Source organism: Streptomyces sp. NPDC034670, from assembly GCF_055574875.1.
Window position 1 is genome coordinate 1 of record NZ_JBVITR010000047.1, and the last position, 10,133, is coordinate 10,133.

Consider the following 10,133-nt stretch of genomic DNA (forward strand, 5'->3'; position numbering starts at 1 on the left):
GGAGCCGCAGGGTCGTCGATGAACACGTACAGGGCCGCCAGAAGGGCGTCCAGGTCTGTCTTCACACACTGACCAACGGGCGCCCTTCGCCATAGCCGCGGCCGGCACAAACACCGGACTCACTCATCCAGGGTGCAACCGACCGGAGCCGGGCGGAGTCTGTCCTGGTGACGTGTGAAGCGGGACCGACCGGCGAGGAGTCGAATCGATCATGCAGTGTCCGAAGTGCCGCGCGCCGATGCACACCTACAACCGCAACGGCGTCCAGATCGAGCAGTGCAGCGGGTGCCGGGGGATCTTCCTCGACTACGGCGAGCTGGAGTCGCTGACCCGGCTGGAGGCCCAGTGGTCCCAGCCCGCGCCGCCCGCCCCGCCCGCCGCTCCGCAGGCGTATCCGGCGGCCCCGCAGCCCCCCGCGTGGGGCGCCCCGCACGGCGGCCACCACAGCGGCCACCACGGCCACCACCGGCACAAGAGCTTCGGCCGCATGCTGTTCTCGTCCTGAGGACCCCGGACACGGCCGGACCCCCGGCCGCTTCGGCGGCCGGGGGTCCGTGGCGGTGGACGATACTGGGATTGAACCAGTGACCTCTTCCGTGTCAGGGAAGCGCTCTCCCGCTGAGCTAATCGTCCTCGGGACCGTGATCCGCCCCGAGGGGGCGGATCACGGGTGCTGCGTGCGCGATACTGGGATTGAACCAGTGACCTCTTCCGTGTCAGGGAAGCGCTCTCCCGCTGAGCTAATCGCGCGGGGGATCCGAAGATCCAGTGGACGATACTGGGATTGAACCAGTGACCTCTTCCGTGTCAGGGAAGCGCTCTCCCGCTGAGCTAATCGTCCTTGGAGGTGGAGACGGGATTTGAACCCGTGTAGACGGCTTTGCAGGCCGTTGCCTCGCCTCTCGGCCACTCCACCAGGGGAGGGGGCCGGGAAGCCCCCTCTTCCTACGAGCGGACGACGAGGCTCGAACTCGCGACCTCAACCTTGGCAAGGTTGCGCTCTACCAACTGAGCTACGTCCGCCTGTCGTTTCGGTCGGCTTGCGCGTCCCGGCGACGAACTGAACTCTAGCGGATTCCCGGGCCATCACAAAAACACGTTTGCGCAGCGTGCTGCGCGGAGCCCGCTCACGGGCCCGCTCCGGGCCCTCGGGGGACGCGGCCGGGGCGCCCGGAGCGGGCCCGCCCTACACTCCTGGCGTGCCCGACCTCCCGCCCCTCGCCCGCTTCGGCGACCGCGTCGCCACCGGACTCCTCGACGTCACCGACGACCCCGCGGCCCTGGACTCCACCGGGTTCTGGGCCGTCGGCGCCGACTTCGAGGGCCGCCTGACCTGCGCACGCTTCCGGGACGTCCGGGAGCAGCCGGTGCCGGCGCCCGTGCCGGGCGCCTGGCGGGGGCCGGGCGCCGGCGACTGGACGTCCTCGCTGGACCGGACCGCGTACACGGCGGCCGTCCGCCGCGTCCGCGAGCACATCGCCGCCGGCGAGGTCTACCAGGCGAACCTCTGCCGTGTGCTGTCCGCGCCCGTGCCGTCCGACGCCGACGTGGACGCCCTCACGGCCCTGCTGGCCCGGGGCAACCCGGCGCCGTACGCGGGAACGATTCGCCTGCCCGGACACGGCGTGGAGATCGCCACCGCGTCGCCCGAGCTGTTCCTGCGCCGCGACGGGCGGACCGTGGAGTCCGGGCCGATCAAGGGCACCGGACGCACCGAGGCGGACCTCCTCGAGAAGGACTACGCCGAGAACGTCATGATCGTCGACCTGGTCCGCAACGACATCGGACGGGTCTGCGCCACCGGCACCGTGACGGTGCCGGACCTGTGCGCCGTCGAGAAGCACCCGGGACTGGTCCACCTCGTGTCGACGGTACGCGGCGAACTGCGCCCCGGCGCCGGCTGGCCGGAGCTGCTCGCCGCCGCCTTCCCGCCCGGCTCCGTCACCGGCGCGCCCAAGTCGAGCGCCCTGCGGATCATCGACATGCTGGAGACGGTGCCCCGCGGCCCGTACTGCGGAGGCATCGGCTGGGTCGACGCCGACCGCGGCACCGGCGAGCTGGCGGTGGGCATCCGCACCTTCTGGATCGACCGGGACGCCGGCGGCGGAGCCGTCCTGCGGTTCGGCACCGGCGCCGGGATCACCTGGGGCTCCGACCCCGAGGGGGAGTGGCGGGAGACCGAGCTGAAGGCCTCCCGGCTGCTCGCGGTAGCGTCGGGAGCGTACGAGGTGAGTGAAGGGACCTGAGTGGTGAAGATCTGGCTCGACGGCGGGCTGCAGGACATCGAGTCCGCCCGCGTCTCCGTCCTCGACCACGGACTGACCGTGGGCGACGGCATCTTCGAGACGGTGAAGGCCGTGGCGGGCCGCCCGTTCGCGCTCACCCGGCATCTCGACCGGCTGACCCGGTCCGCCCGGGGGCTCGGACTGCCCGACCCCGACCTGGACGAGGTCCGCCGCGCCTGCGCCGCCGTCCTCGAGGCCAACCCGATGCCGCTCGGCCGGCTGCGCATCACCTACACGGGAGGCCGCGGCCCGCTCGGCTCCGACCGGGGCGGCCACGGTCCCACCCTCGTGGTCGCCCTCGGGGAGGCGACGCGCCGCCCCGACTCCACCGCCGTCATCACCGTGCCCTGGGCCCGCAACGAGCGCGGCGCGGTCACCGGCCTGAAGACCACCTCCTACGCCGAGAACGTCGTCGCCCTCGCCCGGGCCGGCGAGCGGGGCGCCTCCGAGGCGCTGTTCGGCAACACCGCCGGACGCCTCTGCGAGGGCACCGGGTCCAACGTCTTCGTCGTCCTCGACGGCGAGCTCCACACCCCGCCGCTCGCCTCCGGCTGCCTCGCGGGCATCACCCGCGCCCTGACCGTCGAGTGGACCGGCGCCCGGGAGACCGACCTGCCGATGGACGTCCTCCAGCGGGCCGAGGAGGTCTTCCTCACCTCCACCCTGCGCGACGTGCAGGCCGTGCACCGGATCGACGACCGCGAGCTGCCCGGCACCCCGGGGCCGGTGACCGCCAAGGCCATGCGGATCTTCGAGGAGCGCTCGGGCGCCGACCTCGATCCGTGACGGTCCGGGAATTCGGCTGACCCCGGGCGCGGCAGCGGGTAGAACACCCGTGATGACCACGACCCTGCGGCCGGTCGAGCCGCTTCAGCAGAACCCCGACGGCACGCGCTCGCGCCGCTACCGGGTGTGCGTGAACAGCCGTCCCGTCGGGGCGGTCCACCTCTCCACGCACCCCGTCTTCGGCACCGGGGTGGCCCGGATCCTGCACCTGCGCATCGAGGAGCCGGACCGCCGGCGCGGCCGGGGCACGGTGGCCGCGCTCGCGGCGGAGGAGGCGGTGCGCGCCTGGGGCTGCCGCCGCATCGAGGTGTCCGTGCCCGCCGGCGCCGGGCCGGCCCTCCGCCTCGCCGCGGCCCTCGGCTACGTGGTGCGCGGCCGCGGCATGGAGAAGCCGCTCGGCGACACCCCGCCCGCCCTTCCGGAGGGCAGCGGGGCACGGCCGATGACCGACGCCGAGTACGGGCCCTGGAGGGACAGGGGCGACGAGGAGTACGCGCGGAACTGGACCGCGCGCGGGGTGCCCGAGGCCGAGGCGCGCGCCAAGGCGGAGCGGGACCGGGCCGTCCTGCTGCCCGAGGGCCGCGCCACCGAGGGCATGCTCTTCAGCGTCCTGGAGCACGAGGGCACCCGCGTGGGCACCCTGTGGCTCGCGGTGCGCGGGGAGCGCGGCTTCGTCTTCGACGTCGAGACCGACGCCGCCCACCGCGGCCGGGGGCACGGACGCTCCCTCATGCTGCTCGCCGAGGCGCAGGCGGCCGCCGCGGGCAAGCGGGCCCTCGGCCTCAACGTCTTCGCCGGCAACACACCGGCCGAGCGGCTCTACGCGTCGCTCGGCTACACGACGACCGAGTACTCGATGTACAAGCCGCTGCTGTGACCGCCGGCAAAGCCCCCGGTCACCCCTCCCGCCCGGCCAGCAGCCGGTCGGCGATCTCCTCGATGCGCTCGCGCAGGCCCTCCTGGCTCCTGCCGCCGTCGAGGCGCTCGCCGCCGATGACGTAGGTCGGGGTGCCCGTCACCCCGATCGCCTTGCCCTCGGCCTGGTCCGCGTCCACGATCAGGATGTGCCGCCCGTCGATCAGCGCGGTGTCGAACTCCTCGGCGTCCAGGCCGAGCTCCCGGGCGACCTCGACCAGGAAGGGCTCTCCCCGGCGGTCCAGCTCCTCGACCCGGCCGAGCACCGCCTCGACGTACGGCCAGCCCCGTCCCTGCTCCAGCGCCTCCTCGGCGGCCTGGGCGGCGGCGAAGGAGTGCTTGTGCTTCTCCAGCGGGAAGTGCCGCAGGCGCAGCTCCAGGCGGTCGCCGTAGCGGGCGCGCAGGGCGCGGAGGTCGTCCAGGGCGGTGCGGCAGTCCGGGCACTGGAGCTCGCACCACACGTCGAGGACGGGGGCGGCGGGGCGGGCGGGGGAGGAGTCGCTCATGCCCACAGTCTTCCAGCCGCGCCCCGGACCACCCCATCGGCCCCCGGCCGGTCCGGGACCGGCCGGGGGCCGGGAGCCGGGAGCACGCCCTCACCGGCACCCGCGGAGGAAGCCGACCCGGAGATCTCCCTGATCTCGGGCCGGAACATGGCCCGACCGGGGCCGTCAGGTGCAGGATGGAAGGGACGAAGTGCCCACAGCGGGCGCACACCACCCAGCGAGCGACCAACCGCCTGGAGGCCCGGATGATTGCCGAGACCGTCTGCTCCGCCGTGTCCGCGGCCGGCCTGGGCATCGCGGTGATCACGGCCTACCGCAGGCGCTTCCTCACCGCGGTCCGTATGGCCGCCTACGCGCTGGTCCCCCTCGGCCTGGTCATGACCGGTGCCGTCGAGTGGCTGGCCGACACCGCGTTCAGCCCGACCGCCTGGGCGGGATTCGGGGTGCTGGGCCTGTCCTGGGTGCTGTTCGCCACCACCCGCACCGTGGAGCGCCGGCGCGGGGGTACGCGCAAGGAGCGCAAGGCGGCCCGGGCGGAGGCGGCCCGGGCGGAGGCGGCGGGCCCGGCGGCACCGGCGCCTTCCCTGGGGCAGGGCTCCCGCCCCGCGACCCGGCCGGCGTCCGCGCCCCGGGACGACGACGACTTCAGCGACATCGAGGCCATCCTCAAGAAGCACGGCATATGACGGTGCCCCGCGCCGCGGGTGACGGGCGCGGACGGACCGGAATGTCAGAGAAGGTCCCGCGGCGTCCGGAAACGATCACAACTCGAACCGTAGATCACGGAATCGGCGGCCTCGCGCTCACTCCCCGAGTGTTGATCGCGTCCGGCGCTCCCGGTGGGTCATCATCACGGCGAGATGCTGGACACGACACAGAGCGAGGCCGCGCCGCCGCAGGACGAGCCGCGCGGATGCCTCTTCGCCCTTTCCCAGCCACCGCTGATGATCTTCCTTGCGGTGATCGGGTGTCTCCTGCTCACGGCCGCCCTGCACGACCTGCTGTGGCTGTGAGCCGTACCCGCGGTACCCGGCGTCACCCGTCGGGACCGCGTCGGCACGGCATCGAGAAGCACCGGGAGGTCCCGTCCGGCCTCGACGGCCTCCGGTCCCGCCGGACCGCCGCCCGACCGGTCAGCCCGCCGCCTCCTTGCGCCGCGCCCGGTACGCGGCGACATGCAGGCGGTTGCCGCAGGTGCGGCTGTCGCAGTAGCGGCGCGAGCGGTTGCGGGAGAGGTCGACGAAGGCGTGCCGGCAGTCCGGGGCCTCGCAGCGCCGCAGACGCTCCTGCTCGCCCGCGACCACGAAGAACGCCAGCGCCATCCCGCAGTCGGCGGCCAGGTGGTCGGCGACGGAGGCACCGGGGGCGAAGTAGTGCACATGCCAGTCGTAGCCGTCGTGGTCGGTGAGCCGGGGCGTGGTGCCCGCCGCCGCGATCAGCTCGTTGATCAGGCCGGCGGCGGTGCGGGCGTCGGGAGCGGCGAACACCGCCGCGAACCGGCCGCGGAGCCCGCGCACCGCGGTCAGGTCGGACTCCGTGAGCACCCCCACCTCGCTGACCTCGTGCTTCCGTACGAAAACCTCGAGAGCCGCGACATCCGGCAGTCCGTCGGGCGCCGAGTCGTCCTCCGGCGCGGTGTTCACCAGGTCCACCACGGTTTCCAGCGCGCACCGGGTGTCGTGGGTGATCAGCACGATTCGCTCCCTGGCCTGGGGGTCGGGCGGGCGCCCGTCGATGCTGGCCGATGGTAGTGGCTCCGGTGGGCACCGCACCGCCCTCGTCCGCACGAGGGCCCCGCCCCCGGCGCCGGAGCGCCTTGCGGCACTCCCGGGCCGGCGGCGCGGCGCACGCGGCCGGTCACGGAAGGTGTGCGGCACGAGGACGCCGGCGCCGCGGACGTGCCGCGGCGCCGGCGCCGGTGTGTGCCGTATGCGGTTGTCCGTGGTGCGACTGTCCGGGCCCGAGCCGTCTCCCCGAGTCGACGGCGCCGGGCGGCTTGGTGGGGTCGACTAGCTTTCCGCCAGGATGTGCGAGAGCTCCTGATCGAGATCGAAGTGCCGGTGCTCCGTGCCGGGGGGCACGGCGGCGTCGGTGCGCTTCAGGAAGGACTCCAGAGCCCGTGCCGGGGCCTCGAGCAGGGCCTCTCCCTCCGGTGAGCTCAGGGCGATGCAGACGACGCCCTGGCCGTGGCTGCGCGACGGCCAGACGCGGACGTCGCCCGTTCCGGTGGGACGGTGAAGCCCCTCGGCGAGGAGGTCGCGGGCGAACACCCACTCGACGGTCTCCTCGGCTCCGGTGTGGAAGGTGGCGTGCACGGCGTAGGGGTCGGCCGTGTCGTACCGCAGGCCTGCGGGGACAGGCAGGGAGGACTCGCTCGACACAACGAGGCGCAGGTGCAGCTCGCAGCTGACCGTGGTGTTCATAAGCGCCAGGGCCTTTCGCTCAGTGTGCGCTCGGGGATTCGCACGTCGGCGAAATCGACATGCCACCTACGGTGCCGTTGTAAACCCCTCTGCGTGTTTTGCGTGTGTTTAGGTAACCCTTCCGGCCGAGGAGGTGTTCGCGACCTGCGCCCATTCCGGTGATGTGATTCGCTCAGGTAGGGTTTGGCTGCATGAACACGGGGAGTAACAAGCCTGGCGAGGCTGTCATGGGGGCTCACGGGGCGACATTGGACGAAAGCCGGGACGACCAGAGCGAGGCACGGGGACTCGGTTCGCGGGCGCCGGAGTTCGTCAGGGCGCGCCGCGTCCTGCACCTGAGCTGGCAGGTCGGCGTCTTCGTCGTCGGCCTCGCGGTCGTGGTGGCCGGCGCCGCGATGCTGGTGCTGCCCGGGCCGGGCTGGGTGGTGATCTTCGGCGGCATGGCGATCTGGGCGACCGAGTTCGTCTGGGCCCAGCTGGTGCTCCGGTGGACCAAGCGCAAGGTCACCGAGGCGGCGCAGCGCGCGCTCGACCCCAGGGTGCGGCGCCGGAACATCATCCTGACCTCGGTCGGTGTGGTGATCGCGGCCGTGCTGGCCGGGGTCTACCTCTGGAAGTTCGGCCTCCAGATGCCCTGGAAGATCGAGGACCAGTGATCCCCGGCGGGGTGCGGCGGCCCGGCTCCCGCCGGTCACGGGCACGGCCTGACATGGGGTAATGTTCTTCCTGCGCCCGGGCGATTAGCTCAGTGGGAGAGCGCTTCGTTCACACCGAAGAGGTCACTGGTTCGAACCCAGTATCGCCCACCGGACCACACGGCGGCCCGGCTCACACCTCGTGAGCCGGGCCGCCGTGGTGTGGGCGGTCTGTATGCCCGCGCGCCGGCCCCGTCCGCGCGCCGGCCCGTTCCGTTTTCCGGCCGCCCTCATCCGACCGTGACCTTCCGCGTCGTCCGCTCCGGCCGGCCCGCCGTGTTCGGCCGATCGGTCGCGCGGGGGCGACCTGCGCCTTCCCCCGCGGGCGCGCGGCCGCGGCCGAAGGGGCCCGGCGGTCCGCGCGGTCCGGCCGGCCGGCGATTCCCGTCCGCATCATCGACGCGCCCGAGGGCCCTCCGTCCCTTGTGCCGGCAAGCGCTTGCTTGAAACGATTCACGAGGCGGACGCGACGTCGCGGGGGAGGCTCGTGTGCAGCAGCGCGGGAAAGCGGAAGGGCGGACCGGGAGGCGGACGATCCTCAAGGCGGCGGGGGCCTCGCCGGCCGTCACGGGACCGGGCGCGACGACCGGCGCGTGCGGCGGCGTCGGCGGCTCGGGGGACGGAACGGTGACGATCCGTTACTCCCGGTGGGGTGCCGAGGACCGGGCCGAGCGCAACAGCAAGACCATCGATCTCTTCGAGGAGAAGCACCCGAAGATCAGGGTGAAGACCGACTTCCAGCCATACACCGACTTCTGGAAGAAGTTCCGCACCCAGGCGTCCGGGGAACCCGCCGGACGCCTTCCGGAATGCCATCGGATTCCTCCGCAAATACGACGCGAAGAACGTCCTGCTCGATCTCGGTGGGCAGGTGAGGGCCGGCCACCTCCGCATGGAGGGCTTCCGGGCCGGACTGGAGAAGTTCGGCGAGATCGACGGCAAGCTCCTCGGCGTGCCCGTCGGCTCCAACTCGGCGCCGGCGGCGGCCGGCGCGCCTCCGGCTCCGGCTACGCCGACGGAGCCGGCGGCGGCCTCTCCTTCGGCCCGCGCGACTTCCGGGAGAGGTTCCCCGCCCAGCTCGACGTCCGCGACGCCCACACCGACGCCGCCGAGGTCACCCTCCGGCTCCGGTCGCCCGAGGCCCAGCCCATGGACCTGCGCTACGACCACGACGGCCCGGGCCAGGACACCTTCCCCGAACAGCTCGAAGGCCCCGACGTCACCTACGAGGACCACGAGCCCGGATTCGGCACCCCTACGGCATCGCCCGCACCTCCGAACTCCTCTTCCGGGCCAACGCGTCCACCCCGGGCGCCGGGGAACTCGCCGCACAGGTGGGGCCGTCCGCGTCCTCCCGCAGCTCGCCGCCCCGCCGAAGCAGCTCATCGGGGCGGGCGTCTTCGGCCGGGGCCTGTTCGCCGAGCCGGACCGCTCCACCCCGGCCAGGGCGAGGATCGAGACCACCTCGATTTCCTCCTCACCTCCTACAAGGACCAGGTGGAGCAGCGCCGCTGGTACGGCTTCTGGGACCACGGCGACATCATGCACACCTACGACACCGCCCGGCACCAGTGGCGCTACGACGTCGGCGGCTACGCCTGGGACAACTCCGAGCTCTCACCCGACCTGTGGCTCTGGTGCGCCCACAAGGAGTCGGCGCCCTGGAGGGCGGAGCCGGTGAGCGGCCCGACCGCACCGGTGGCGGGCGGCGAGGCCCCCCGGGTGTCCACCGACGACACCGCGCTCCACGGCCTCGCCGCCCTTGAGAACCCGGCGCTGCCGGGGGGCCGATGCCGTGAGGGCACGTCCCGGGCGCGGGCGGGCACACTCCGTCCATGGACTGGAACCACTACCGCTTCCGCAGTCTGTGGACCCTGCCCGCGCCCGTGCCCGCGGTCTACCGGGCCCTGGAACGGATCGAGGACTACCCCCTGTGGTGGCCCCAGGTGCGGGAGGCCACCCGGCTCGACGACACCAGCGGAATCGTCCGGATCCGCTCCCTGCTGCCCTTCGACCTGAGGGCGACCCTGCGCGCGGGGCGGCGCGACCCGGAGACCGGGATCCTGGAAGCGGGCCTGTCCGGGGACATCGACGGCTGGGCCCGCTGGACCGTCACCCGGCTGGGCCCCGGCGGCAGCCTCGTCCACTACGAACAGGAGGTGGACGTCCGCAAGCCGCTGCTGCGGCGGTTCGCCGTGCCGGGGCGGCCCGTCTTCCGCGTCAACCACGCGCTGATGATGCGGGCCGGGCGGCGCGGGCTGGCCGCCCGCCTGCAAGCGGTTTGATGGAAGCCCGCCCGGACCTGTATTGTTCAGTGCGTTCCCGGGCGATTAGCTCAGTGGGAGAGCGCTTCGTTCACACCGAAGAGGTCACTGGTTCGAACCCAGTATCGCCCACCATGACGACGGCGGCTCGTGCCTGCAGAAAGTGCAGGCCGGGCCGCCGTCGTCCGTTCCGCGCGGCTCCCCGCCGCGCACAGCGGGGAGACGCCACCCGCGCCCCACGGAGGGAAACACCATCGAA

Annotated in this window: 11 protein-coding genes, 7 tRNA genes and 2 pseudogenes; 12 read left to right on the top strand and 8 right to left on the bottom strand. The window is 73.0% G+C overall.

Features of this window, described 5'->3' with window-relative positions; translation table 11 throughout:
• Nucleotides 1-211: 211 nt before the first annotated feature.
• The gene (locus ACZ56B_RS25695) at nt 212-505 is read left to right on the top strand and encodes a TFIIB-type zinc ribbon-containing protein (protein WP_468795195.1); all 294 of its coding nucleotides are present in this window, start codon (nt 212-214) and stop codon (nt 503-505) included.
• Between the two features lie 56 nt (nt 506-561).
• Here ACZ56B_RS25695 and ACZ56B_RS25700 read toward each other — a convergent pair.
• The 5 genes from ACZ56B_RS25700 to ACZ56B_RS25720 form a co-directional block, all read right to left on the bottom strand.
• Nucleotides 562-633: transfer RNA gene (locus ACZ56B_RS25700), tRNA-Val, on the bottom strand.
• 45 nt (nt 634-678) lie between these two features.
• A tRNA-Val gene (locus ACZ56B_RS25705) sits at nt 679-750 on the bottom strand.
• A gap of 19 nt (nt 751-769) precedes the next feature.
• Nucleotides 770-841, bottom strand: a tRNA-Val gene (locus tag ACZ56B_RS25710).
• 1 nt (nt 842) lies between these two features.
• A tRNA-Cys gene (locus ACZ56B_RS25715) sits at nt 843-916 on the bottom strand.
• 34 nt (nt 917-950) lie between these two features.
• Nucleotides 951-1,023, bottom strand: a tRNA-Gly gene (locus ACZ56B_RS25720).
• Between the two features lie 176 nt (nt 1,024-1,199).
• On the opposite strand from ACZ56B_RS25720, the gene ACZ56B_RS25725 reads away from it, so the two are divergent.
• From ACZ56B_RS25725 to ACZ56B_RS25735, 3 genes are read left to right on the top strand one after another with little or no spacing between them, the layout of a single operon-like run.
• Nucleotides 1,200-2,246: a chorismate-binding protein gene (locus tag ACZ56B_RS25725; RefSeq protein WP_468795198.1), complete on the top strand. Its 1,047-nt coding sequence runs from the start codon at nt 1,200-1,202 to the stop codon at nt 2,244-2,246.
• Nucleotides 2,247-2,249: 3 nt separating this feature from the next.
• Nucleotides 2,250-3,071 (top strand): aminotransferase class IV, encoded by an 822-nt coding sequence (locus tag ACZ56B_RS25730; RefSeq protein WP_468795342.1) that lies wholly within the window; start codon nt 2,250-2,252, stop codon nt 3,069-3,071.
• 52 nt (nt 3,072-3,123) lie between these two features.
• Complete coding sequence (locus tag ACZ56B_RS25735) at nt 3,124-3,948, top strand: GNAT family N-acetyltransferase (RefSeq protein ID WP_468795201.1); 825 nt, start codon at nt 3,124-3,126, stop codon at nt 3,946-3,948.
• 19 nt (nt 3,949-3,967) lie between these two features.
• Here ACZ56B_RS25735 and ACZ56B_RS25740 read toward each other — a convergent pair whose 3' ends face one another.
• The gene (locus tag ACZ56B_RS25740; protein ID WP_468795204.1) at nt 3,968-4,492 is read right to left on the bottom strand and encodes a DsbA family protein; all 525 of its coding nucleotides are present in this window, start codon (nt 4,490-4,492) and stop codon (nt 3,968-3,970) included.
• A 245-nt stretch (nt 4,493-4,737) separates the two neighbouring features.
• Here ACZ56B_RS25740 and ACZ56B_RS25745 point away from each other — a divergent pair, with 245 nt between their 5' ends.
• Both ACZ56B_RS25745 and ACZ56B_RS25750 read left to right on the top strand, forming a co-directional pair.
• Nucleotides 4,738-5,178 (top strand): hypothetical protein, encoded by a 441-nt coding sequence (locus ACZ56B_RS25745; RefSeq protein ID WP_468795345.1) that lies wholly within the window; start codon nt 4,738-4,740, stop codon nt 5,176-5,178.
• A 174-nt stretch (nt 5,179-5,352) separates the two neighbouring features.
• On the top strand, nt 5,353-5,505 hold the full coding sequence (locus tag ACZ56B_RS25750) for a hypothetical protein (RefSeq protein WP_167353808.1): 153 nt from the start codon (nt 5,353-5,355) through the stop codon (nt 5,503-5,505).
• Between the two features lie 120 nt (nt 5,506-5,625).
• On the opposite strand, the gene ACZ56B_RS25755 is transcribed toward ACZ56B_RS25750, so the two are convergent.
• Both ACZ56B_RS25755 and ACZ56B_RS25760 read right to left on the bottom strand, forming a co-directional pair.
• Nucleotides 5,626-6,186 (bottom strand): CGNR zinc finger domain-containing protein, encoded by a 561-nt coding sequence (locus ACZ56B_RS25755; RefSeq protein WP_468795207.1) that lies wholly within the window; start codon nt 6,184-6,186, stop codon nt 5,626-5,628.
• A 315-nt stretch (nt 6,187-6,501) separates the two neighbouring features.
• Nucleotides 6,502-6,915, bottom strand: a complete 414-nt coding sequence (locus ACZ56B_RS25760; protein ID WP_004002642.1) for an SsgA family sporulation/cell division regulator — start codon at nt 6,913-6,915, stop codon at nt 6,502-6,504.
• A 191-nt stretch (nt 6,916-7,106) separates the two neighbouring features.
• Between ACZ56B_RS25760 and ACZ56B_RS25765 the strand changes: the two genes are divergently transcribed.
• From ACZ56B_RS25765 to ACZ56B_RS25790, 6 genes and pseudogenes are all read left to right on the top strand, one after another.
• Nucleotides 7,107-7,571 carry a TIGR02611 family protein gene (locus ACZ56B_RS25765; protein ID WP_468795210.1) on the top strand — a complete coding sequence of 155 codons (465 nt, stop codon included), beginning with the start codon at nt 7,107-7,109 and terminating at the stop codon, nt 7,569-7,571.
• A 78-nt stretch (nt 7,572-7,649) separates the two neighbouring features.
• A tRNA-Val gene (locus ACZ56B_RS25770) sits at nt 7,650-7,721 on the top strand.
• Nucleotides 7,722-8,099: 378 nt separating this feature from the next.
• Nucleotides 8,100-8,607 (top strand): annotated as a pseudogene (locus ACZ56B_RS25775) (ABC transporter substrate-binding protein); the annotation flags it as partial.
• Nucleotides 8,580-9,266: pseudogene (locus ACZ56B_RS25780) on the top strand (exo-rhamnogalacturonan lyase family protein); the annotation flags it as partial. The pseudogenes ACZ56B_RS25775 and ACZ56B_RS25780, both read left to right, overlap by 28 nt.
• Nucleotides 9,267-9,445: 179 nt before the next feature.
• Nucleotides 9,446-9,895, top strand: coding sequence for an SRPBCC family protein (locus tag ACZ56B_RS25785; RefSeq protein WP_468795213.1), 450 nt, complete (start codon nt 9,446-9,448; stop codon nt 9,893-9,895).
• A gap of 39 nt (nt 9,896-9,934) precedes the next feature.
• Nucleotides 9,935-10,009: transfer RNA gene (locus ACZ56B_RS25790), tRNA-Val, on the top strand.
• Nucleotides 10,010-10,133: the final 124 nt, after the last annotated feature.